This window comes from Nonomuraea solani, assembly GCF_900108335.1.
GTDB classification, from domain to species: domain Bacteria; phylum Actinomycetota; class Actinomycetes; order Streptosporangiales; family Streptosporangiaceae; genus Nonomuraea; species Nonomuraea solani.
In genome coordinates, this window is the sequence record NZ_FNVT01000003.1 from 562,697 (window position 1) to 587,011 (window position 24,315).

Annotated in this window: 18 protein-coding genes and 1 pseudogene; 11 read left to right on the top strand and 8 right to left on the bottom strand. The window is 68.0% G+C overall.

Going from position 1 to position 24,315, the window contains the following annotated elements; genetic code table 11:
* Nucleotides 1-298: 298 nt before the first annotated feature.
* From C4V41_RS66095 to C4V41_RS13715, 4 genes are all read right to left on the bottom strand, one after another.
* Nucleotides 299-607, bottom strand: coding sequence for a transposase (locus tag C4V41_RS66095; protein WP_146103665.1), 309 nt, complete (start codon nt 605-607; stop codon nt 299-301).
* A 24-nt stretch (nt 608-631) separates the two neighbouring features.
* Nucleotides 632-1,297, bottom strand: a complete 666-nt coding sequence (locus C4V41_RS13705) for an integrase core domain-containing protein (RefSeq protein ID WP_103956191.1) — start codon at nt 1,295-1,297, stop codon at nt 632-634.
* 207 nt (nt 1,298-1,504) lie between these two features.
* Nucleotides 1,505-2,176 carry a response regulator gene (locus C4V41_RS13710; RefSeq protein WP_103956192.1) on the bottom strand — a complete coding sequence of 224 codons (672 nt, stop codon included), beginning with the start codon at nt 2,174-2,176 and terminating at the stop codon, nt 1,505-1,507.
* A complete protein-coding gene (locus C4V41_RS13715) occupies nt 2,161-3,399 on the bottom strand; it encodes a sensor histidine kinase (RefSeq protein WP_103956193.1) in 1,239 nt (412 codons plus the stop codon). Before C4V41_RS13715 ends, C4V41_RS13710 begins: the two co-directional genes overlap by 16 nt.
* 182 nt (nt 3,400-3,581) lie before the next feature.
* Here C4V41_RS13715 and C4V41_RS13720 point away from each other — a divergent pair, with 182 nt between their 5' ends.
* The 3 genes from C4V41_RS13720 to C4V41_RS13730 are packed head-to-tail and all read left to right on the top strand — an operon-like array spanning nt 3,582 to nt 7,157.
* The gene (locus C4V41_RS13720) at nt 3,582-4,523 is read left to right on the top strand and encodes an ABC transporter ATP-binding protein (protein WP_103956194.1); all 942 of its coding nucleotides are present in this window, start codon (nt 3,582-3,584) and stop codon (nt 4,521-4,523) included.
* Nucleotides 4,520-6,778: an alpha/beta fold hydrolase gene (locus C4V41_RS13725; protein WP_103956195.1), complete on the top strand. Its 2,259-nt coding sequence runs from the start codon at nt 4,520-4,522 to the stop codon at nt 6,776-6,778. Before C4V41_RS13720 ends, C4V41_RS13725 begins: the two co-directional genes overlap by 4 nt.
* Nucleotides 6,779-6,806: 28 nt before the next feature.
* Nucleotides 6,807-7,157 (top strand): hypothetical protein, encoded by a 351-nt coding sequence (locus C4V41_RS13730; protein ID WP_103956196.1) that lies wholly within the window; start codon nt 6,807-6,809, stop codon nt 7,155-7,157.
* A gap of 473 nt (nt 7,158-7,630) precedes the next feature.
* Here the strand turns inward: C4V41_RS13730 and C4V41_RS13735 are convergent, their stop codons facing one another.
* The gene (locus C4V41_RS13735; protein ID WP_103956197.1) at nt 7,631-8,227 is read right to left on the bottom strand and encodes a TetR/AcrR family transcriptional regulator; all 597 of its coding nucleotides are present in this window, start codon (nt 8,225-8,227) and stop codon (nt 7,631-7,633) included.
* Between the two features lie 55 nt (nt 8,228-8,282).
* Between C4V41_RS13735 and C4V41_RS13740 the strand changes: the two genes are divergently transcribed.
* Together C4V41_RS13740 and C4V41_RS65310 are read left to right on the top strand one after the other, a co-directional pair.
* Nucleotides 8,283-9,080 (top strand): SDR family NAD(P)-dependent oxidoreductase, encoded by a 798-nt coding sequence (locus tag C4V41_RS13740; RefSeq protein ID WP_103956198.1) that lies wholly within the window; start codon nt 8,283-8,285, stop codon nt 9,078-9,080.
* A gap of 882 nt (nt 9,081-9,962) precedes the next feature.
* Nucleotides 9,963-10,316 (top strand): annotated as a pseudogene (locus C4V41_RS65310) (MerR family transcriptional regulator); the annotation flags it as partial.
* Nucleotides 10,317-10,401: 85 nt separating this feature from the next.
* Here the strand turns inward: C4V41_RS65310 and C4V41_RS64180 are convergent.
* Complete coding sequence (locus tag C4V41_RS64180) at nt 10,402-11,916, bottom strand: hypothetical protein (RefSeq protein WP_160150268.1); 1,515 nt, start codon at nt 11,914-11,916, stop codon at nt 10,402-10,404.
* Complete coding sequence (locus C4V41_RS13750; protein ID WP_103956199.1) at nt 11,841-12,908, bottom strand: NACHT domain-containing protein; 1,068 nt, start codon at nt 12,906-12,908, stop codon at nt 11,841-11,843. The genes C4V41_RS64180 and C4V41_RS13750 overlap by 76 nt, the downstream gene beginning before the upstream one ends.
* 258 nt (nt 12,909-13,166) lie before the next feature.
* On the opposite strand from C4V41_RS13750, the gene C4V41_RS13755 reads away from it, so the two are divergent.
* From C4V41_RS13755 to C4V41_RS13780, 6 genes are all read left to right on the top strand, one after another.
* Nucleotides 13,167-13,784 (top strand): transposase, encoded by a 618-nt coding sequence (locus C4V41_RS13755; RefSeq protein ID WP_200823959.1) that lies wholly within the window; start codon nt 13,167-13,169, stop codon nt 13,782-13,784.
* Nucleotides 13,738-14,781, top strand: coding sequence for an integrase core domain-containing protein (locus tag C4V41_RS13760; RefSeq protein WP_103956200.1), 1,044 nt, complete (start codon nt 13,738-13,740; stop codon nt 14,779-14,781). Before C4V41_RS13755 ends, C4V41_RS13760 begins: the two co-directional genes overlap by 47 nt.
* A 243-nt stretch (nt 14,782-15,024) precedes the next feature.
* The gene (locus C4V41_RS13765; RefSeq protein ID WP_146103647.1) at nt 15,025-15,216 is read left to right on the top strand and encodes a hypothetical protein; all 192 of its coding nucleotides are present in this window, start codon (nt 15,025-15,027) and stop codon (nt 15,214-15,216) included.
* Nucleotides 15,217-15,857: 641 nt separating this feature from the next.
* Nucleotides 15,858-17,879, top strand: a complete 2,022-nt coding sequence (locus C4V41_RS13770; protein ID WP_160150269.1) for a tellurite resistance TerB family protein — start codon at nt 15,858-15,860, stop codon at nt 17,877-17,879.
* Entirely contained in the window at nt 17,876-19,195 is a 1,320-nt protein-coding gene (locus C4V41_RS13775; protein WP_103956203.1) for an ATP-binding protein, read from the top strand. Before C4V41_RS13770 ends, C4V41_RS13775 begins: the two co-directional genes overlap by 4 nt.
* Nucleotides 19,167-22,091, top strand: a complete 2,925-nt coding sequence (locus C4V41_RS13780; protein WP_160150270.1) for a DEAD/DEAH box helicase — start codon at nt 19,167-19,169, stop codon at nt 22,089-22,091. Before C4V41_RS13775 ends, C4V41_RS13780 begins: the two co-directional genes overlap by 29 nt.
* 935 nt (nt 22,092-23,026) lie before the next feature.
* Here C4V41_RS13780 and C4V41_RS60680 read toward each other — a convergent pair.
* Entirely contained in the window at nt 23,027-23,476 is a 450-nt protein-coding gene (locus C4V41_RS60680) for a hypothetical protein (RefSeq protein ID WP_146103648.1), read from the bottom strand.
* Nucleotides 23,477-24,315: the final 839 nt, after the last annotated feature.

Sequence of the window (24,315 nt, forward strand, 5' to 3'; positions counted from 1 at the left end):
TGCCTTCCCGGTCCGGTCTGGTTCGGTTCGGGCACGGCGGGGACGGGTGACCGGTCCGCGCCGCGCCCCTGGCCGCCTTGTGCACCGCGCTGGAGTGCAGCCCCAACGACCGAGGTTGACACCTCCCGTTGAGCAGCCCGTCCGGCCCCCGCAGCCGACAGCCGAGCCGAAGGCCGTCTCCAGCGGGGGCCGGTCCATGCCACCGCTGTGACCTGAGCGGGAGGGCGGCGACGGGCCAACGGCAACGCGACTGCGTGGACTGCGGCGGCCCCCGCCGACCTTGCTGGCTAACTCAACTTCAGGAGGTTAAAGCAAGTTCTGCCAGTTCAAGGCGCGCGAGATGGCTGGTGCGACCTCGATCGAGGGGCTGGTTGTCCCACCAGGCGTCGAGGCGGATCAGGTTGAGGGCGACGGCGGAGAAGACGTGTTCGAGGTGGACTTTGGCGATGCCTCGATAGCGGGCGCGGCGAAGACCGGTGACCGCGATGGCCTGGCGGACCGTGCCCTCGACCCCGGCGCGGATCTTGAACTTGTCCTGCCACTGTCGGCTGGTCTGTTCAGCGCGGGCAGCTTGCAGGGCCTGCTCGATCGTGTGCCGCTCGAATATTGGGTTACGTGGCCTGAGCTGCGGTTATGCGGCGTGGCGGTATTCGTTAATCATGCCTGTGACGACGGGTTTTCGGCGAACGGATCGCAGGTCGCTGAGGTCGGTCACATCCCGGGCGGGCTGCGCTGCGATGTCTGGGGGACGCTGGTGCCGGGACTGGTGCGGCCGGTCGTTGTAGTGGATCAGATATTCGCGGAGCACGAATGCCAGGTGGGGTTCGTCGAGGATCAGTATCCGGTCCAACAGCTCACGGCGCAGAGTACCGATGACGCGCTCGCAGATGGCGTTCATCCTCGGCGTCCGCGGCAGCGTGGTGATGTCCCGCAACCCTTCGGCTGTGAAGACCTCCCGGAAGGCGGAGGTGAAGAGCGGGTCCCGATCGTGGATCAGGAACCGCAGCCCGGCGATGCGGTCACCTGAGGCCATGACCAGATTGCGGGCCTGTTGCACCGTCCATGCTCCGGTCGGGTGCGGGGTCACTCCGGCCAGGTGCAGTCGCCGGGTGCCGTGCTCGATGAAGATCAGCACATACAGTCGTTTGAGCATTATCGTTTCGACCACCAGGAAGTCGCACGCGATGATCGCGTGGGCTTGTGCGGTCAGGAATTGCCGCCAGGTCGGCCCGGTCCGACGGGGTGCCGGATCGATACCGGCGGCGTGCAGGGTCTCCCACACGGCGGTGTGCTCCACGAGTACTCACAAGCGGCTTGAGCTGCATGGATGGAATTTTCGGCAGGCGCAGGTCTGGGTCTTGTCGAGATGCTCGTATACCGCCGATGGGCGGGGCACGCCGAACAGGTCGGCGATCTGCTGGGCAGTCGTCGATTCGCGGGAGTCGTAGAGCTGTTGGGTGGGCGACCGTCCGCTCACCACTGTTCCAAGCAATTCACGTGAGCGCTACACCGGTGGTCGTGATGGTGTGGGTGCGGCCTGCAGGTAGGCCAGGACCGCCATGACGCGCCGGTTGTGGTCGTCGGACGGAGGAAGGCCGAGCTTGGCGAAGATGTTGTTCGTGTGCTTGCCGATCGCCTTGTCGGTGATCTGGAAGCGGGCGGCGATGGCCAGGTTGGACAGTCCCTCCGCCATGAGCGCGAGCACCTCACGCTCCCGGGGGGTCAGTGCGGCCAGCGGCTCGTCGCGGCTGCGGCGGGTCAGCAGTTGGGAGACCACCTCCGGGTCCATCGCGGTGCCGCCTGCGGCGACCTGGCGTACCGCGTCGATGAATCTGTCGACATCGCCCACCCGGTCCTTCAGCAGGTAGCCCACCCCGCCGGAGCGGTCGGACAACAACTCCCTGGCGTAGAGCTGCTCCACGTACTGCGAGAGGATCAGCACGGGCAGCCCCGGGATCCGGCTGCGCGCCTCCAGCGCGGCGCGTAGTCCCTCGTCGGTGAAGCCGGGCGGCAGCCGCACGTCGATCACGGACACGTCCGGGCGGTGCCGGATCAGCGCCTCCAGCAGCATGGGACCGTTGTCCACGGCCTCCACGACGGTGAAGCCGTTCGCCGACAGCAGGCGGACCAGCCCGTCCCTCAGGAGTGCCAGGTCTTCGGCTATGACAACGTGCACGGGACCTCCATGGTCAGTACGGTAGGGCCGCCTTGAGGGCTGGTCACCGTGAGCGAGCCGTCAAAGGCGGACAGGCGGTCCTCGATGCCGCGTACTCCGGTGCCACCGTCGCGGCGCACCATGCCGCACCCGTTGTCGCCCACGGTCATGCGAAGCACGCCGGCGGTGTGCCGCAGCCGCACCCATGCGCGGGAGGCGCCGCTGTGCTTGGCCACGTTGACCAGCGCCTCGGCAACGGCGAAGTAGACGGCGGACTCCACGGGCGGTTGCGGGCGGCCGGGCAGGTCGATGTCGACCTCGACCGGCATCGGGCACAGCAGCGCGGACGCCTCGATGGCGCCGGCCAGACCCCGGTCGGACAGCACCGGGGGATGAATGCCGCGCACCAGGTCACGCAGGTCTGTCAGCGCCTGGCCGGCGACCTCCCGCGCCTCTTCGATCATGCGGACCATCTCGCCCGGATCACGGGAGCCGCGGGCCAGCCCCAGGTGCAGGCGGACGGCGATCAGCTTGGCCTGCGCGCCGTCGTGCAGGTCGCGTTCGATGCGCCGCAGCTCGGCTGCGCGCGCGTCGACCACCGCGGCCCGTGACGCGGTCAGCGCCTGGATCCGCGCGTCCGTCGCGGTGCCGCCGTCCAGCAGCCGTCGCGCCAGTCGTGCCTGCCCGATGTGGAACAGGGGGACGGCCATGAGGGCGACGACCGCGATGGCCACGATGGACAAGCTGAGGGCGAACGTGTTCAGCGTGCTCGTCTCCGCCGGCCGCAGCCGGAACCAGACATAGTCCAGGGCGGCCAGCATCGCCCCCATCGCCACCACCGGGGCGGGGCCCGTGGCGACGTGCACGGCCAGCCAGCCCAGTTCACGCCGCGTGCCGCGCCGGCGCGGTTCCGGCACCGCAGTGGCCCGCCACGGCCGGTCGGTTTCGCGCTGGTGGCCGCCTGCGGCGCCGTCCCTGCCGAGCACCCGGCCCGCCCAGCGGCGTTGGAAGGCGGCCAGGCGGTGGACGAGAACGAGCCCGAGGCCGAGCGGCGTCCGCCCGAGACCGGCCACCGGCACGAGGGCACCGCTCACCAGCACCAGAGCGAGCACCACCAGCGCCGCAAGGCCGGTGACCGCGTTCAGCGCCAGCGCCGCCAGGCTGCTCACTCCGTTGCGCGCGTACCCCTCCAAAGCATTGACGGCCTGCCGCGCCGGCCCGCCGGACCCGGGTCGTATCCCCATCACAGGTGCAGTCTGCCCTGCCGACGAGGAGAAGGCGGTGGGGCTGGCCCTACCCCTTGAGGTGGCGATTTCCCACCCTGGCCGGTGGGCCGACGCCCATGGAGGCCGGAACCCTGGACCGCGAGGCTGGTCGCGCGATCGGATCGAGCTGATCGGCCCGACCTGGCGGACAAGGATGAGACGTGATCGAAGTGAGAGGGCTGAGCATGCGATACGGCCGCACGCTCGCCGTGGACGACCTGACCTTCACGGTCAAACCGGGCCTGGTGACCGGATTCCTGGGGCCGAACGGAGCCGGTAAGTCCACGACCATGCGAGTCGTACTCGGGCTGGAGATCCCCACCGCGGGTGAGGCACTGGTGGACGGGCGCCCGTACGCGTCGCTGCGCCGGCCCATGCGCACGATGGGAGCGCTGCTGGACGCCGGAGCGGTGCACGTCGGGCGTACGGCCCGCGACCATCTCGGCTGCCTGGCACGCAGCAACGGCATCGGCTTGAAGCGGGTGGCCGCCGTGCTCGACCAGGTCGGCTTGGCCGACGTGGCGGGCCGGCGGATCGGCGGGTTCTCCCTGGGCATGAAGCAGCGCCTCGGCATCGCGGGGGCGCTGCTCGGCGACCCGGCGGTGCTCATGTTCGACGAGCCACTCAACGGCCTGGACCCGGAGGGCATCCGCTGGATCCGCGACCTGCTACGCTCGCTGGCGGCCGACGGCCGCACCGTCCTGCTGTCCAGCCATCTGATGAACGAGCTGGCGCTGACCGCCGACCATGTCGTGGTCATCGGGCGCGGCCGGCTGATCGCCGACACGACGACGGACGCACTCGCCGCACGGTTCCAGCGCGACGTGCTGGTCCGCACGGCGCACCCGGACCGGCTGGCGCAGACCCTGCGCGCGCACGGTGCGAGCGTGACCGCCGACGCCCTGGCGCCCGGCGACCTGACGGTGCGGGGCATGGACGCGACCGAGATCGGCGAGCTGGCCCTGCGGGCGGGCATCGCGCTGCGGGAGCTGACGCCGCGCAGCGCCTCGCTGGAGGAGGCGTTCATGGAGCTGACCGAGGACAGCGTCCAGTACGGCGCCCGCCCCGCCACCACCGAAACCGTCTCGGAGGTGACCCGATGAGGGACGTGATCGCCTCAGAGTGGTACAAGCTCCGCTCGCTCCGCTCCAACGTCTACCTGCTGGCCGTCTCGATCCTCGCCGTGCTGGTCTGCGCCGGGGTGGCGTACCTGGTGGGGCGGGGGTTCGACCGCCAGACGTTCGAGGAGCGGCTGAGCTTCGCCGGCAACGGCGCCGGGCTGGGCACCGGGCTGCCGGTCGCCTACTTTGTGCTGGGCACGCTGGGCGCGCTCTCGATCACCTCCGAGTACGCCACAGGGATGATCCGCACCAGCCTGGCGGCGGTGCCGCGGCGACAGGCGTTCCTGTTCGCCAAGATCCCCGGTCTGGCCGCGGTCACCCTGGTCGTCGGCCAGGTGCTGGCGTTCGCCATGCATCTGGCAGCCCAGGCCGTCCTCGGCGACCGCGCCGGTCAGATGCTGCTTGACGGGGGCACCCTGGGCACCCCGCTTTCGGAGCCGGGCGTGCTCGCCACGGTGGTCGTCGCCGGGTTGTCCATGACGGCCGCGGCGCTGATCGGGCTCGGTGTGGGCGCGGCGATCCGGTCCACCCCTGGCAGCCTGGTCGCGCTCGTCATGTTCTTCCTGGTGATCCCGATCGTCGCCCAGGCGCTGCCGTCGCCGCTGCGTTCGCAGGTGGGCTCGTACATGATGGAGAATCTGCCGTCGCAGATCGCCGGGGTGGGCGGCGGCCTGCTGCCTTCGGGGACGGCGGCCGCGCTGCTCGTCGTCTACGTCGCCGCCGCGCTGACGGCGGGCGCGACGGTGACCGCGCTGAAGGGACGCCACAAGGTGCTGGCCATTGGAGCGACCGCCACGCTCCTGACCGCTCTGGTAGCGGTGCCCGCCACCGCAGACTCGACGCCCTCCGGCCCGTCCTCGCTGGCCTGGCGGCCGTGTACCGGCAAGGACGCCCCTAGGGACATGCGCTGCGCCTCCGTCCAGGTGCCCCTCGTCTGGACGGAGCCCGCGGGACGGAAGATCACCGTGCCCGTCGCGCTGCTTCCCGCCTCCGGTGTGGCACGCCGGATCGGCACGGTGTTCTCCATCCCCGGCGGCCCTGGTGTGTCGGGCATCGACGAGCTGAAGCAGTTCCACGGGAGGTTCGCCAAGCTGCGTGACCGCTTCGACGTGGTCAGCTTCGACCCGCGCAACACCGTCGAGCCCGGCGGTGTACTGCCGTACGAGTGCCTGGCCACCGGCCCCTATCTCACCCTGCCGGACACCCGTGCCGAGTACGCCGCACTCGCCCGCACGAACCGCGAACACGCGCAGCGGTGCCGGTCGGCAGACCCGGAGTTCTTCGACCACATGGACTCGGCCTCCGTCGCCCGCGACATCGAGGCCGTCCGCACCGCCCTGGGCGAGCAGCGGCTGAGTTTCCTCGCCACCTCCTACGGCGGACATCCCGCGATGGCCTACGCCCGCCTGTTCCCCTCCCGCATCCGCGCCATGGTCATGGACGGCACCGCCGCCCACATCCAGGGGGCAGCGGCCAGGGATGCCGACATGTATCCGAGGGCGGAGAAGCAACTGGAGCGGTTCGCCGCCTGGTGTCGTTCGGCCACGGCCTGCGCCCTGCACGGCCAGGACACCGGCGAGGTATGGCGCCGGCTGGTGGTCGCCGCCGACCGCTCCCCCGTGCCGGTGCACAACGACCCGACCGGGGCCGCCTACACCGGGTTCGACCTGAAGGTGGCCGCCGCCCCCAGCTTCACCTCGCCCGGCCCGGAACCGGACGTCCCGCGCTGGGTCGAGCTGGCCGAGGCGATCAAGAAGGCCGCCGAGGGCGACGCCTCCGGGTTCGCCGAATACGTCCGGCGGGCCACGGGCAGACCCAAGCTCCCCTCGCTCGCCGGGCAGAACATGACCCACTGCCTCGACGGCCGAGTGTATGAGAGCTACGCGGCCTACCGCAGGGCACTGCGCAGGGCGCGAGAGCTGTCGCCGAACTTCGCGGGGCAACGGGCGTGGTGGCCGCTGGGCTGCGCCGGCTGGCCCGCTCCCGTCACCAACCCACCGGCACCGCTGCCCACCAGCGGCCTGGCGCCCTTCCTCGGAGTCGGCAGCTGGACCGACCACGACGAGGTCACCAGTATCATCCGCCACGTGCCGGGCTCCTCGAGCGTCCGGTACGACGGACACGGCCACGCCCTCTACGTCTACGGCAAGGGCGGCTGCGTCACCGCCCACGTCAACCGCTACTTCACCAGCTTGAGGCTCCCACCCCCAGGCGCCACCTGCCAGGCCACCGGATGACGACCGGCCGTGCGGCCTGGTCTCGCCAGTGCCGCACCCCTGGGGGATCGGCCGGTTCATCCCGCACATGCTCGAACTGCCCAAGGCCGCGGCCGACGATTCCGGGCACCTTCCGCTGCCGCACCGCCTGCAGGACGCCTACCGGCGGCGCATCGCCAAACTGCCCGCGCCGGCCCGTACGGCGCTGCTGGTCGCGGCGGCGGAGGAGAGTGGCGCGCTGGCGGCCACGCTGCGCGCCATGGCCGGTCTCGGGCTGACGGCCGGCGCGCTGGCGGCGGCCGAGGGCGAGGGGCTGATCACCGTGGAGGCGCAGAAGATCAGATCGACGACGCGGCGGCGCGGGCGTTCGAGGCCAGCGAGCGGGCCTGCCGGACGGTGAACTGGGAATTCGCACGGATGGGTGTTCCCGATCCGGTGCTGATGGCGAATATGCGATGGCTGGCCCGCTCAGGAGTTCCCGGACTGAACACGAGACCAAATCGCGGCCTGTCCTCCAGGTCACCGACCACTGGTCAGTCCACCCCTCGTCCAGGTCCAGACCAGACATGCCTGCCTCCACCCCGACCGGGGTCAGCAGGCCGTCCCACCCTGCCGAGTGCGACCACAGCGGACCAGCCCGACCTACCCCGCTATCACCCTCAACGTCCACGGACACTACTGTCCGTCGATCGTGAGAATCGGTCCCAGAATGCCTGAGACCTACCGCCCGGTGCCAACTACCGCGAGAAATCGGTTCCAACAAGCGTGAGCCGACCCACCCAGACCCCAAGGTCACGGCACCTCATCGGTTCCAGCTATCTCGATCAGGCTCATTCAGCTGAAGGCCGTGGGCAGGTGTGGATCGTCTTCATGTCAGCACTCCCGCATCGCGGCGCGGGTCTGCGCGGTGGACATGGGCGGCACCGGCAGGGGCCGGGCGGCGGCGAGGCGCAGGCCGTCCAGGGCGAGGGCGAGGTGCCGCCGCCAGGCTCCCGGCGCCACTTTGGACGTGGCTCTGACGGTCGCCGCCACACCCCAGAGCACGAATGCCATGTCGGCGAGTGTGACGTCGCCGCGCAAGTCCCCGGATCGCTGGGCGCGTTCGAGGATCTCCCCCATCAGGCCGAATCCGCGATCCCCGTCCACCGCCACCGTCCGCGCGGCGAGGTCGTTGTAGCCGAGGTCAGCCGCCTGCAGTTCGCACACGCCGGTCAGGAACGCGACGAACCCCTCCCAGGCGTCGTCCATCGCCAGCGCCTGCTCGGCCAGCTCGGTCACGGTCGCCGCACGATCCGCGAACACTGCCTCCACCAGGGCGTCGCGTGTGGGGAAGCGGTTGTAGAGCGTGCCGATGCTGACACCGGCCGAGCGTGCGATCTCCTCAAGCGGTACGTCGAGCCCCCGGTCCGCGAACAGCTCCCGGGCCGCTCGCAGGAGGCGCTCGCGGTTGTGTACGGCGTCCTTGCGCATGCCCGGAATCCTAGCTAAGTTGAGGCTCATCTCAAGTTGAGGAGGACCTCAAGTTATGGCCCGCACTATCGTGATCACTGGCGGCACGAACGGCATCGGCAAAGCCCTCGCCCGCCACTACACCGAGCTCGGCGATCAAGTCGTGGCCGTGGGCAGCAGCGAGGAGGGCGGGCGACGCCTGCGCGAGGAGGTGCCGAACGCCCAATTCGTCAGAGCTGACCTCAGCTCCCTGCGCCAGACCCGCGACCTGATAGAACGACTCAGCACCGAGCACCCCGTGATCGACGCGTTGGTGCTCGCCGCGTTCCGGTTCAACGCGGTACGAGTGGAGACCGATGAGGGTTTCGAGCACACCTTCGCCCTCTACGTGATCAACCGCTGGCTCATGGCCGAAGGACTGCGCGACCCGTTGGAAAAGGCACCGATACCGGTGATCATCAACCTGTGCGGCGCCGGACAAGGCGGCAAGATCCAATGGAACGACCTCCAGCTGAAGGACAAGTACCGGGGGCTGACCGCAACCATGCAGGGAGCCGCGGCCAGCGAACTACTGGGGATGGCCTACTCCTCTGAGCGGACGAAATACGTGCTGTACAACCCGGTGTTCGTGGCGACCGGCTTGCATGAGCCCTTCAAGCAGCCGCTGCGCGGCCTCGTACAGGTGGCATCGGCGGTGTTCGCCCAACCGGTGGCCAAAGCCGTGCCGCCGCTAGCCGCACTCATCGACCATCCGCCGGCCAAGCCACTCACGACCTGGAAGAAGGGCAAGCCGATCGATCTTGCCGTGGACCGGAACGAGGCGCGGCGTTTCGAGGAGACCATCCGCACTGTGACCCAGTCCGCCCTCCCGTAAGCCCCGGGGGCGAGATGCCGTCACGGGATGCCGACTGCCCTTTCCCGGCTCACACGGCACCCACTCTTGGTTACGAGAACCACTTTCGAGACCAACTTATGAGACTGGCCGACCTGCGGAAATGTCGCTGCCGCAGGTACGTCTGGGGCTCGTCTCGAAAGCATGGATCCAAGAAGAGCGGGACCCGTCACTATAGGTGACGGGGTCGTGGACTGGCGCTCAAAGCAACAATCGAGCATCGCTCACGGGATCCTGGAACAGTGACCCGTTACGCCGGGGTCGGTGTGTTGCCGTGGATCACCCGGACGCGTGCTTCGGCCAGGAAGTCCAGGCCGATGTAGCGGCGTGCCTCGCCCCATTCTTCCGGGTGACGTGACGTGCTTGATGGCGATGTCCCGCCCGGTGACGCGGGGGTGCTCACGGCGTGGGTCTCACTCAGCGGCATCATCCTCGACATCCTGGGTCCGCACCGGTCACCGCACGCAGCTGGATTTCGCTCCTTAAACGGCAGGGCCCATCACCAAGTGCCTGACGCCGTCGGGGATCTTCGCCGAACAAGGGATCAGCCGGTTTCGCGCCATGCACGTGGTCGAGGGATGCCATGGTCAGGCGGTGAGGCCGAGCCAGGTGGCGAGCTGGGTGAGGTCGCGGTTGGAGCGGTCGGACCATGGCCACCGAACGCCAGCGATGCGGCCTCTGCCTGTGGGCAAGCTTGCTCTTCCGGGAGTCCCGGGCGATCCGTTCGGAGTTGCGGATGATCGTCTGGAAGAGCGGCGCGCGGCTGGACGGCGCCGTAGGCGGCCATGGCCAGGATCGAAGACCATTGCACCACCCGCTGTTTGCCGGTCGAGGCCGCGTCTCGGAAAGGATCGCCGGCCCTCGATGCCGCCCCGAGGCCCAGCGGGACGACATCGGCGCCGAGCTGCGGCGGGCTTCGCGTCACGGTACAACTACCCGCCGCACCTCCATCCGGCGCCAGCCGTACAAAACGCTAGGCTGAGGTCTCGAACCAGAGCGCGTGTGCTGGGAGGGGCTGGATTGCTAACCATCGGGCAACTGGCCGCACGGGTGGGCATGACCATCCGTGCCATCCGGCATTACCACCAGCGTGGCCTGCTTCCCGAGCCCGAACGCGATGCCTCGGGTTATCGCCGCTACGGCCCGCGAGCCGTGGTCGATTTGATCCGGATCAAGACGCTGGTGGCCGCAGGCGTGCCGCTCGCGCGGGTCGAACAATTGCTCGCCGCCGGCCAGGGATGTCTTCGAATCACTGGCGGCTATATGGCCCGTCTGGGCGACGACGTTCGGCGGCGCGGGTCAGTTACCGCGACGACCTCACCGCAGCGGCAGCGAGGTAGTCGTGCAGCACGGCGTGCCGGAACTGATACACCGGCCCCGCGGTGCGCAACAAGCCAAGACGGTGGGCATCGTCCAGGAACGCCATCAGGTTACGAGGAAGGTGCCCCGCCCAGGCCAGTCGCCAATTGGTGATCTTGCAGATCATCCAGGCATGGTGCTTGCCCTGCCTGAGTCCGAGCACTAGCCCCACAACGAGCCCGGGCGCAAGCCCGTCTGTGATGCCCCCCTTGATCCCTCCCACAGAGGCCTCCAGGAGCCCAAATGCCAGCCCGCCCAAGAGCATTGCGGCTGTTGTTCGCAGCAAGGTGAGAGTGCGGTCGGACTTCCATATCGCCAGCGGGGTGGTGGCCTTCGCATAAGACGCTGGTTGTTCCAGCCACTCGATCGCCGCCTTGGCGAGCAGGCCGGTCCCCACGCCTACCCACAGCACGGCCGCGAACGAGGCCGTTGCCGCGAATACGATTCCGTCCTGGGCCGTGAGCAGGCGCCCGTCGGAAAGTTCGTACGCGATCTTGAACGCAAGTGCGATCGTGAAGGGGAACAGGACGATGAATGCGATCGTCACGCGCAGGCGTCGGGCGAGGGCGGTCATCCGCCCGGAAAGCCGGAGGTCGGCGTACCCGGGTGTCTGGTCGAACCATTGTTGAACGTGGGGGGTGGCCAAGGTCACGAGCCCGCCCACGAGCCCAGCTACCAAGGTGCTCCCAGCGTCACCTGAGTAGGGTGCGCTGAACGACAACGTGAGCCAGGTGGCGACCGCGGCGGCGATTTTGATCCCGGTCGCCGAGACGAACGTGATCGCTAGCGCGCCGACGAGCCCCACCGTGAGCCCGATGGGCAATCCTCCCATGAGCCCAACCGGGAGGCCGGATTTCAGCCCGATCGCAAGCCCGATCGGAAGGCTGACCGGGAGGAGAAAAGTGATCCCTGCCGTGATCGTGGCGGTGAACTTGCGGCGACGCCCGGGAGCTAACCTGGCCGAGAGCCAGCAGGCGAGCGCCAGTCCGGCCACCAGCCCCACCGCCAGGCCGACCGGCAGTCCGAACGCCAGCCCTACCAGGAGGCCGGTCGCGACGCCGGCGACGAGCTTGATGCGACCAGCCACACGGCGTCGCTCGTCGTCAGGCGTGGTATCAAAGGACAACCGCCACCAAGCCAGGTCGTAGGTACTGCGGCCATGCAGCACGCCAGCGAGATATGACAGGTGATCGCGGGTGCGATCAGGGTCCCACTGGCGGCGGGGTCGAAACTGGTCGGAGCCGGCATCGTCTGGCGGGCGCGTCTTGATGAGCGCCGGGATGAGCCGGTCGAGCAGATAGGTGCGCAACGCCGTGGCGTCCTGCCCTAGAGGACCGGCCAGCGGTCGGGGGTCTGCGCCGGGAGCCATGAACACTGTACGGATCAACCACAACCACATCGGGATACCGGACAGCTCGGCCAGGGCGGGCACGGAGCCCGAGCGCAGCGCGGCAAGCACTTAGTCCAGGCGGGCGGTGGATGATCGGGGAGGCAGGCCGCCAGGTAATCGGCGGCGGCAGCTCGCGACAGCGGCCTGGCGACGATGACCGCGGCACCAGTGAGTGGGCGCCCCGCATCGCGGACTGCGGCTGTGAACTCGATACGGCGGCTGGTGAGGATCATCCCGTCGCCCTCACTGAGCGAGCTGTTGAGTGCCTCGATGATCCGGACTCGCATCGGCGCCGACACCTCATCAAGGCCATCCAAGACAGGCAGGATGTACCCGCCGTGGACAAGCGCGGCGGCGCTCGTACCGAGTTCCGGCGCGCGAAGCGCCGGATAGTCCAGATCCAGCCGGGCAGCAAGCCAGCTCTGGAGCCGGGGATAGGCTTCAACGTCCCAGCCGGAGACCGGGAACAGCACTGGCACCGGCACGAGCTGCCCCTGCCCGGCAGGTGTTTTGTCCGTCGGACGGGTGGCGAGAAGATGCAGCAATAGCTGGACGGCGAGGGTCGTTTTCCCCATTCCCGCGCCGCCCGTTATAACGATCCGTCGGCGGGCGAGAGATCGGAAGGCAGCGCCCAAGCGGTCGATGTCATCACTGCTCACATCGAGATCGGACTCCTGTTCGCCGCTGATCAGACGAGGGCTCCTCGTTACTGTCGGGTCACTGGTCAGCTTCCAGCGCACGGAGATGGGCACCGGGTCATCGAGAAGGCGGTTGCGGGCCTCCTCGCGCCATTGACGCTCCACCAGCCCGGCCAGCACATCGGCGGCCTTGCCGACCTCGGCGGGTAAGGAAGCGGGCGCGCCACCCCAGCGCAGCGCCCAGGTCAGGACCGCAGCCACCGCGGTGGCCCCGGCCAGCGCCACCGCGGCGAAGTCCGCGAGGTTGACTGCCTCTTTCGGCGAATAGGACCGCCACACCAACAGCACGAGCATGCCAACGACGAAGAAGGCAATCACGGCGAGTGTGGTGCGCCAGCCGAATCTACGCGTGCGCTTGCTCACGCCTACATCGTCACTGCGGGACGGCTCATTTGCAGCATGTGCACAGACCCTGATCTTGACTCTGTCGGGAATCTTGAAAACATCCGGCATGTCCCGGAGGGCGACTGATCAGCAACTGTGCGGCTTGGGGGGCGGCGAAGTCGGTCATTCCCCCGAGGTGGTCAGGTGTCTCTACCGGTTAGTCCCCGGTCCGCGCTGGAGGTCCCGGAGCTCACCGCCCAGGTAGCACGAGCGAGTAATCCCCGTGGCCAACCGGCCATGTGGATCCGCGACCGGCTGGATGGGTTATGGAGCGGTGAGGACTTCGCGCAGTGGTATCCCCGCGACGGCCGGCCGGGACTCTCACCCGCCCAACTGGCCACGGTGAGCGTGCTGCAATTCGTGCTGGACCTTTCCGATCGCGATGCCGCCGAGGCCGTGCGCTGTCGCATCGACTTCACGTACGCGCTCGGCCTCGAACTGGACGATCCCGGCTTCCACCACGGCGTGCTCGGTGACTTCCGTGACCGCCTGCTGCAGGACGGGCGGGCGGACCAGCTTCTCGATCTTCTGAAGGAGGCCGGACTGGTCCGCGAGCGCACCACCCAGCGCACCGATTCCACTCATGTCCTGGCCACCGTGCGCGAGCTGACCCGCCTGGAAGTTGGTCACCGAGGCATGCGCGCAGCCCTGGAGGAACCGGCCCGCACTGCCGCTCACGCGCTGAACGGCTTGGTCGATGAGGACTGGGGACGCCTGTGGGATGCGGAAACTCGACCTGGTGCTGCCACCTGCGGTTATACGGTGATCAAGGCTGATTGTCTAGGCATGATGTGGTCAAGTGCTTTACATGATTGTCCGGCATCTGGTCGGAGGGCTGGTGCTGCTCGCGCGTAGCGGCGGTGCCAAGGAAATCGAGATCCTGGTGCTGAGGCATGAGGTCGCCGTGTTTCGGTGGCAGATCGCCCGTCCGCTGCTGCAGCCTGCGGATCGGGTGTGGCTGGCCGCACTGTCGCGTCTGCTTCCTCGCGTGCGCTGGAGTGCGTTCTTCGTCACTCCGGCGACGTTGCTGGCTTGGCACCGTGATCTGATGCGGCGACAATGGAGCCATCCCCGCCGGACATCAGGTCGTCCGCCGATGCCCGATACGGTGCGTGAGCTGGTGATCCGACTGGCGCGGGAGAATCCGAACTGGGGCTACCAGCGCATCCATGGCGAGCTTAAGCAACCGGGTCACCGCATCTCGCCGACCACGGTCCGGATGACTCTTGCTCGTGCCGGGCTTGGTCCCGCGCCGCGCCGTTCGGGGCCGACCTGGAGGCAGTTCCTCACCGTCCAGGCCCAGGGCATTATCGCCACCGGCTTCTTCCACGTGGAGACCTTGTTCGGTGTCCGGCTGTACGCGTTGTTCTTCATCGAGCACTTCAACCGGCGCGCCCATCTGGCCGGTGTGACCGTCCATCCGACCGAACAATGGGTGGCTCAGCAGGCCAGAAACCCCATCATGGACCTCGGCGATCGCTTGGCCAGAGTGAAATTAATCGTTCATGATCGCGACACCAAGTTCACGGCGGCCTGCGACGAGGTGTTCATCGGTGAAGGATGCCGGATCGTCAAGACGCCGGTTCGCGCGCCGCGGGCGAACGCGATCTGCGAGCGGTGGGTCGGCAGCGTTCGCCGGGAATGCCGGGGCCGGCTGCTGATTCAGGGGAAGCGACACTGCAGAGCAGCCCTTCGCGCCTACGTCGATCATTACAACCGCAAACGGCCCCACCGGTTCCTGGACCATTTCCCTCCCGATCCGCCGTCGGAACCCGCGGATCTGGCCAAGCACCGGATCGAACGTCATAAGATCCTCGGCAGCATCATCAACGAGTATCACCGCGCAGCATAGAAGAGCCAGTGTCCCACTCAGGGGCTTTTATTGGCCAATCGAGCGGTCTGCCGCTTTTTCCATATATGCGGGTGGGCCAATGTCGTTGTATACGGGGCGGAATAACGGGGGTCGCCGCCATGGCAATCTGTTCTCCACAGTGCGCGCTACCCACGGGATCCCATTCGAGTGACTGCCAAAAGGTCTGTACCAGTGAGGATTAGGCCTGTGCAGAAACGGGTGAGCTTCAGACGGAGGTTGAGGATGGGTGCGCTCGTGGCAGGGCTATCGGTGGCCTGCGGGATTATCGTCGCGTTGGTGTGCTGGATCGTCCTGAATGCCCTCGGTGCTGATGGCGTGGTGGCGTTCACCACCAGCGCTGGGGCTGTCGTCGTCGTCAGCGGGGCGGTGGTGGGGCTCGTTCAGTTCGTCAGGAACTTCGACAAGAAGTCTTAAGCCTGCCCTCCTTTGCCGTTGAGTAGCCGTGAAGGGCCGGGCCGGCTCAGGGACCGCCGACTGCTCCTCCTGAGCCCTCACGATCCGATGCCAGTTCACCCACCTGCCCAGGGTGCTGGCGTTGATGTCAAACTCGTGCGCCACCAGCGCGACTGTCCGATCGCCCCGGCGCCAAGCGGATGGTTTTCCGCGACAACTGCCTACGACGCCTCGTTGCGTACCTACCGCTTCCAAACTTCTGTCAGCTTATGTAGCCGACTGTCCGGAACCTGCTGAGCGCCTCGCTCTTGCTATATCGGATGAACCAAAATACCCATAAGTGCCGTAGGTGTGCGTCGCATCGGTAACAGGAGAACCTGCTGGTGCTATGAGGGATAGACGGAACTGACGTTCCTTCCGGCGTGGGGGATGGCCTCGAGCATCTTGGATGTTGAGCCGAGCGGGCTGTACAGGGGTGATCAGTGAGCTTTTTGGACCGGTTCCGGCGGGAACCCACTCCACCGACAAGGACCGCTCCGCAACCTGGATCCACCCAACATCCGTCCTCTGCGCGCCCCGGTCGCTACACGATGCACGCTTCTGCCCCGCCAACGCCGCCGGCTCGTTCGCACGCTCCCGTAGATCCATGGCTGCGTCCGGGAATGGGAGTAACCATCGCGGGCTACAACATCGTCGGCGGGCTCCTCTACATCGGCACGCAGTTGGCCGCGCCATCGGGCTACACGGTGGACCCGGCGCTGATCAATCCTGCCTTGCCCGTTGACCTGCGTCAGCCGGACTGGGGCGGGCAGGGTTTGGACTATTGGCCGTCGTACAGCGACATTCCGCCGCGGTCGAGGGCCGCCTATCTGGCCTGGCTCGCGGATGGGCGGCGCTTTCCGCAGGCGCCGATCGGGTATGTGTTCCTCTACTTCTACGGGCTGGAACGGCGGGTGCTCTACGACCTGCAGCGGGACCGTTCCAGCGCAGCGTTCGAGCTGCCGATCATCCATCAGGAAGTTCGGCGTCTCCTGTCCATCTACGGTGGACACAGAGCCTTCAAGCGGTACGTGGGACAGTTCGAGCAGGTAGTGGACATGTTCACGGCTGAGCCCTCCGCGAAAGCGCCGGAGCCCACCCGCGACTACCCGCCCCCGTTACGGCTGCGCACCGGTCTGGGAACGTTCGCTGCTCAAGGCGTACCTGTACCTGCTGACTGGGCGTTGACCTGGATCCGTTCGCATCCGGAGTACTACCCGCGTACCCCTGCCACCCGTTGCACCGCCGAGTTCGACGCGCTCTTCTTGCAGCGCTACGCCGCCCGCTACGGGAAGGGGCTGCTCGTGCGGCCCGGCCGCAAGGAGGTCACGCTGGACTACCGGCCCGCCAGTGCCGGGTTTCGTGGAGTCGCCGAACTGACCCTGCCCGGCATCCCCGACATAATCGGATACGCCGCGCCGACCCGCAAACTGGTCGCGCTGGCCGACGAGTGCACCGCGGAGCTCGAGGCATACAGTCGCTACCTCGGCCGGGTGCCCGACGGGCAGCGTTCGGTCCAGGCGCAGGCGCTGCTCCCGGCCGAACTGGTGAACCTGTCTGGCGGCGGCGCCGGGCAGGCGATCGCGTGGGCGCGCCACCGGCTGGACACGCAGGAGTCCGCCGTCGTACCGGTAGGAGAGTTCTCCGCCTTCATCTCCTCACCTCAGGCGGCGAAACCGACCAAGAAGGACATAGTCGCCCTGGCGCAGGTGCTGGGCCGGGCGGGGGTCGGCATCGAACCCGACCCGCGCCTGGGCGGCGCGGTGCTCACCTCGGGCTCCATGGTGTTGTTCGCGGCGCCGGACGGCCCGACGGCGGCGGCCTCGGACGCCTACCAGGCGGCGACGCTGCTGCTGCACCTGGCGGCGGCGGTCAGCGCCGCCGACGGCGACTTCGACGAGACGGAGCAGCGCCACCTGAGCGACCATCTGGAGCGGGCGCTGCACCTGACCGCCGACGAACGGCTGCGCCTGCACGCGCACCTGCGCTGGCTGACCGTCACCCCGGTCAAGCTCACCGGCTTGACCCGGCGCATCGCGGGCATCGACGCGGCCCAGCGCCAGTACGTGGCGGAATTCCTCACCGCCATCGCCGCGGCCGACGGCCGGATCTCCCCGGACGAGGTCAAGACCCTCACCAAGATCTACCGCCTGCTGGAGCTCGATCCCGCCCTCCTGCCGGCCACCACCAAGCCCGCGCCGACGACGGAACCGGTCGTCGTCCGCCCAGCACAACCAGAACGCGGCTACGCCATCCCGCAGCAGACCGAGCAGACCGCCGGCCCGCTCGTCCGGCTGGACGAGGCAGCGATCGCGGCCAAGCTGGCCGAGACCGCCCGCGTCGGCGCGCTGCTGGGCTCGATCTTCACCGAGGACGAGCCCCCGCCAGCCGCTGCGCCGCTGCCCGCCGCCGCACCCGTGGCCGGGCTCGACGGGCAGCACTCCGGGCTGGTAGGTGAGCTCGCGTCCGGCGAGCAGATCTCGCGGGCGCAGTTCGAGCAATTGGCGGCGCGCTGGAAGCTGCTGCCGGACGGCGCGCTGGACCGGATCAACGAGGCCGCCTACGAGCTGGTGGGCGAGCCGCTACTGGATGGTGACGACCCGATCTGGGTCGACCGGAACCTGCTGGGAGAGATGCTGACGTGACATCGACCGCGATCCGTCCCCGAGAGCGTGACGCCCTGCTGCAGTCCCTGCGGTCCGGCGTCGTGCCGCGCATCGGGCAGCGCCACATCCAGGTGGGACGCGAGCCCGAGGTGAAGGCGCTGGTGACAGACATCGACCGGATCTCCGACGGCGGGTCGGCGGTGCGGTTCGTGATCGGTGAGTTCGGCGCAGGTAAGACGTTCTTCCTGCATCTGGTGCGTTCCGTCGCGATGGAGAAGAAGCTGGTCACGGCGCACGCCGACCTCAACCCGGACCGGCGCCTGCACTCCAGTGGCGGTCAGGCCCGCGGCCTGTACGCCGAGCTGATGCGCAACCTGGCCACCCGCGCCAAGCCGGACGGGGGAGCGCTGAGCAGCGTGGTGGAACGGTTCGTCTCCACCGCGCTGGCCGAGGCCCAGCAGAGCGGCGCCGACCCGTCGCACGTCATCCGGGCCAGGCTGGCGCACCTGAGCGAGATGACCGGCGGCTACGACTTCGCCGAGGTCGTCGGCGCCTACTGGCGCGGCCACGACAGCGGCGACGAGCAGCTCAAATCGGCCGCGGTGCGCTGGCTGCGCGCCGAGTACGCCACCAAGACCGAGGCCCGCTCGGCGCTCGGCGTGCGCACCATCATCGACGACACCACCGTCCACGACCACCTGAAGCTGATGAGCCGCTTCGTCCGGCTGGCCGGCTACGACGGGCTGCTGGTGTGCCTGGACGAGATGGTCAACCTCTACAAGCTGGCCTCCACCCAGGCCCGCAACTCCAACTACGAGCAGATCCTGCGCATCCTCAATGACACCCTGCAGGGCACCGCCGCCCACCTCGGGTTCGTCTTCGGCGGCACCCCGGAATTCCTCGCCGACACCCGGCGCGGCCTGTTCAGCTACCCGGCCCTGCAATCACGGCTCGCCGAGAACACCTTCGCCACCGTCGGCCTGGTCGATTACTCCGGCCCGGTGCTGCGCCTGGCCGCACTCACCCAGGAAGACCTGTACGTCCTGCTGACCAAACTGCGCCACGTCCAAGCCGGCGGCGACACCTCCCGCTACCTGCTGGCCGACGACGCGCTGGCCGCCTTCATGTACCACTGCGCCAACCGCATCGGTGAGGCATACTTCCGCACCCCGCGCACCACCATCAAGGCGTTCTGCGACCTGCTGGCCGTCCTGGAGCAGAACCCGGGCGTGGACTGGCGGCAGATCCTGCCCTCGGTGGAGCCGGCCCCGGAGACCAACCCCGATCTGGAGCCCCTCGACGAAGGCTCAGACGGAAGGCCCGGCGATGACGACCTCGCCTCCTTCCGGCTCTGACGCCTTCGAACGCCTGCATCCCAAGGTCCAGCAGTGGATCTGGCAGCAGAACTGGCGCGAACTCCACGAGGCACAGGAAGCCGCCATCGCCCCCATCCTGGCCGGCGACCGTGACGTGCTCATCGCCGCCGCCACCGCCTCCGGCAAGACCGAGGCCGCGTTCCTGCCCGTCTGCTCGGTCCTGACCGAGCAACCGGACAGCGCGGGGTTCGCCGCCGTCTACATCAGCCCGCTCAAGGCTCTCATCAACGACCAGTACGGCCGGCTCGACCAGCTCTGCGATCACCTCGGCATCACGGTGTCCCGCTGGCACGGCGACGTCGCCACCTCATCCAAGAGCAAGCTGCTCGACCGCCCGCGCGGCATCCTGCTGATCACCCCGGAGTCGCTGGAGGCCATGTTCGTCCTGCGCGGCTGGAAGATCCGCGACTTCATGGCCTCCGTCCGCTACCTCGTCATCGACGAACTGCACTCCTTCATCGGCACCGAACGCGGTGCCCAGCTGCAGTCCCTCATGCACCGCCTCGACCTGGCGGCTCGTCGCCGTATCCCCCGCATCGGCCTGTCGGCGACCCTCGGCGACATGGGCAAAGCCGCCGACTTCCTGCGCCCGCGGGCCGGCGACGACGTCACCGTGATCGTCTCCAGCAGCGACGCCCAGGAGCTCCGCCTGCAGATCCGCGGCTACGTCCAGACCGCGCCCACGCTCGACCTGCGCGCCCGCGCCGCTCACGAAGCGCTCGGCGAGGAGGTGAGCGCCGACGACGTTGCCACCGGCGACCGGCTCGCCATCGCCGACCACCTGTTCACCACGCTGCGCGGCTCACACCACCTCGTCTTCGCCGGCTCCCGCGCCGCCGTCGAGGACTACACCGACCTGCTCAACCGCCGCTGCGAGAATGCCCGCGTACCGGAGGAGTTCGTCCCCCACCACGGCAACCTGTCCAAAGACATCCGCGAGCACGCCGAAGCCCGCCTCAAGGACCGCACCCGCCCGGCAACCGCCGTCTGCACCTCCACCCTGGAGATGGGCATCGACATCGGCTCCGTCACCTCCATCGCGCAGATCGGCGCCCCACCCAGCGTCGCCGCCCTGCGGCAACGCCTCGGCCGCTCCGGACGCCGCGGCGGACCGGCCATCCTGCGCCTGTACGTCAGCGAACCCGAAGCCACCCCGGCCATCCACCCGGCCGACGAACTGCGCGCCCAGCTCGTCCAGGCCATCGCCACCATCGAGCTGCTCCTGCAACGCTGGTACGAGCCCCCGGCCGCCGAAGCCCTGCACCTGTCCACCCTCACCCAGCAGATCCTGTCCCTCATCGCCCAGCATGGCGGCATCACCCCGGCCGACGCCTACCGCACCCTGTGCGCGCAAGGCCCCTTCCGCGCCGTCGACAGCCCCACCTTCGCCACACTGTTGCGCGACCTCGCCGCCGCCGACCTCATCCGCCAGGAGAACGACGGGCTCCTGCTGCCCGCCGAGACGGGGGAGCGGCTGATCAACCACCACACCTTCTACGCAGCCTTCGCCGCCCCCACCGAATACCGCATCGTCACCGAGGGCCGCACGCTCGGCAGCCTCCCCATCGAACAACCGCTCCCGGAAGGCAGCCTGATCATCTTCGCCGGCCGCCGCTGGCGCATCCTGACCATCGACACCCACGCCAAACTCATCGAAGTCACCCGCGCCTCCGGCGGCCGACCGCCCCGCTTCACCAGCACCGGCCCGCTCGTCCACGACCGCATCCGCACCACCATGCGGCGCCTGTACGAGGAGGAGAGCACGGTCCCGGCCTACCTGGACGCCACCGCCCAGAGCCTGCTCGCCGAGGGCCGCGCCGCCTACCGCCGCCTCGGCCTGCACGACACCCCGCTCGTCGGCTACGGCAACGACACCCTGCTGTTCCCCTTCCGCGGCGACGCCATCATGACCACCCTCGGCCTGGCCCTGCACGCCCACGGCGTCGACGTCGTCCGCTACGGAGTCGCGCTGCTGATCAGCGACACCTTCCCGCAAGCCGCCGCCGGCCTCCTGGCCGACCTGGCCGCAGAGGGCGTTCCCGACGCCCTCGCCCTGGCCGCGCTGATCCCCGACAAGCGCGTCGACAAGTACGACGACGTCATCGGCGAAGAACTCCTCACCCGCTCCTACGCCCACCGCCTCAACGTCACCGAAACGCAGCAGTCCATCAGCGCTCTCGCGACCACCACTGACCGCACCCGAGCGGTCAACTTGGATCCGCCCAAGGCTGCTGTCCCGCCCCGTCAGCACCGCATCGGCTCGCTGCCGTACGCCGTCGTGGACATCGAGACCACCTGCCTCGACACCCGCAAGGCCCGCATCACCGAAATCGCGATCATCCGCCTGCACCCCGACGGCAGCAAAGACCGCACCTACTCCACCCTGGTCAACCCGGGACGCTGGCCTGGGCCCACTCACATCCACGGCCTCACCGAGGGCGAGTTGGCAGCGGCACCTCATTTCCCGCAGATCGCCGGAGATGTGGCGGCCATGCTCGACGGCGCGATCGTTGTGGCCCACAATGTCCGGTACGACAGCGGAGTCCTCAGCACCGAATTCGCCCGCGTTGGGTACGCCCCCGACAACCTCATGACCTTGTGCACCCTGAACCTGGCGCGCCGCTTCGGGCCGCCAGCGACCTCGCACCGCCTCGCCGACTGCGCCGCTGCCGAAGGACTCGACCACGGCACAGCGCACCACGCCGAGAGCGACGCCCGAGCATGCGCCACCCTGCTGCAGATCTACCTTGAACGGGCAACGGCACAAGGAGTGCAGTGGTTCAGCGAACTCGGCGTAATCGGACAACTTCCGGCGAGGCCATGGTGTCCGGCACCCGTCTCGGCCCTTGCGCGACCTCGCGCCATGCCGGAATGACGGACCATGCCTGAAGCGTGGCGTTGTCGTCCCCGGCCTGGGCGACGACGAACGCATGCGCACAGGCGGAGCGGCCCGACTCGTCTCAAAGACGACTTCCCTGAATATGTGTGCGGGTTGCTGGCTGCTTTCTCGGCGTGGTTCCCGTAAGTGGATTGCTTACCTGCTCGTCGTGCTGGTGTGCAAGGTTTGCTGCGTTCTGCAGTGGCTGCTGTCGTCGCCGCCTGAGGCATGTCCGGCGCGATGCGGGGGCTTGACACTTGGGTGCAGGTAGGTGTCGATACCGGTCCGGTGCCGGTCGGCTGTCCAGCGTCAGGGCGGTTGGGCGGGAATGAGGGGCGCTTTTGGTGGGGCAAGGTGAACCCGTGGTCTGAGAGGGGGAGACTGCCGTTGAGCCCGCTGGGGGTGTCGCGTTCGCTGTTGCGGGTTCATGGGTGGGGCGTTGTCCGGCGTTGTTTCGGTGTCGCGTTTTGTTGTTGCGTTCGGTGTTGTGGCTGAGAGCGCCTCGCACTATGGTGTGCCGTTTGCTCAGGTGGGGTGGGTTTGATTTGGTCTGTTGTGATGGCCGCCCCGAATCGCCTTGAGGCGACTCGATAAATTTGTGTGCGGGCAGGTTGGCGTGCCGGGTGTTCTGTTCCAATGCCGGTGTGGTTCGTGCTGCTGCCGCCCGCGGGCGTGTCCGTACTCCAAGCTGTGGACGGTGCCATCGAGGGCGTCGGCGTCGAGTTGCGCCATGAGGAATAGGGCGCGCAGCATGTCGCAATGCGCGGCGTACTTGCGTACATTTCCGATGATCCCATCCCGGAGCCCGCGCCGTGCGTCTGGCTGCAGGACGACGGGGGCGGACTACGAGAGCCACGGCCGATTGTCCTGCCTGCCTCCGAGGATGGGCCGATCAAGGGTAAGGATTACTCCAGTTTGCCGTGAATGGGAGGCTAGTCGGGAGCGTCTTTAGGGGGCTCAGCAGGTCGCCGTTTCCTTCTCGCGGCTTCAATCCACTCGGCGAACTTGGCCCACTGTCGCTCTGTACGGATGTCTGGCTCTGCTTCCACCCATGGCCCTCGGCTGATGATTCCCAACGCGCCGAGTTCCTCAGCTCGTTCGGCTAGTTCTTCGGCGGCTTGCTTCCTCGCGTGCGGGTCGAGCTCCGTCGCTGCTCGTTCCACAAGAGATTGAATTTCGTCGCGAGCCTGCTGTTCGGCCACTTTCAGGCGAATCTCAAGCCCGCCGGGAAGCATGATCTGTTCCAGCCGGTCAATGAGCCGGGCAACGGCGTCCTTGTGGCGTCGCATCACAAGCCACACCGCGACGGCAAAAGCCGCAGGCCAAGCGACAGCCCCTACCAAGCCTGCGACCGCTTCGATCAACTTCGCCCAGTCCGTCATGGCCTGAGCATCGCGGCGCTCACAGTCGTGCGGAAGGCCAGCGCCCAGACCGTGACCAACCAGATGCCGCCACCGCGGAGCGGATTCCGATGTCGGTTTGACTAAAATTAGCCGATTGCGGTGTCCTAACTCGGCCATTCTGGCCGGCATTTCAATAAGTGACAGGGATGATTCGCTCGCGAGATCGGGGCGTTTGATGGTGGCCGTACAGTCCAGTCACGTCCGAATCTGCATGCTGTGCCTTTCATGCCAACTGGGGGCGCTGCCATGCGATCGGCGGGGGGCCTTTCTTCGTGAGGCCGGCGTTTCCGGCCGAGGCATGCAACTGGAGGCTCGAGGTCAGTGGCGCCCGGTGACGGCCTTCAACCAGCCGCCGACCTTGGCGGCAAGAAAACCTTTGGCCTTGGCAGACGAAGGAAACTTATACTCTACGTAATCACGTGCATGCGGTGCGTGCCTATCCCTCTGGAGGGGCGATGAACCCATTGAGACGCCGGACTGCGAACGCGCTACTGGTCGCGGCTGCGGTCTGTGGCGTGCTCAGCATCCCCGCCGCGCAAGCTTCGACCGCGGCGCGACAGCAGGCCCGCGCAGATCCCTGCTGGGCAGAGCCAACTCACCGCATCGGCGGGGGCCTCATCAAGTACGAGCAGTTCGGGGCTCGGTCGCTCTGCAAGCCGCAGACATGGATGCATTGGCATCAGGTTCACCTCGAGTGCGCCGACGGAGGGGGTCCGGCCTATCACGGCAACATGACCGGAGGGACTGGTGTGTCGGAGGCATGGTGTCCAAAGAACACCCACCGGACTAATTTCTGGGTGACTCAGGGGCCAGACCAC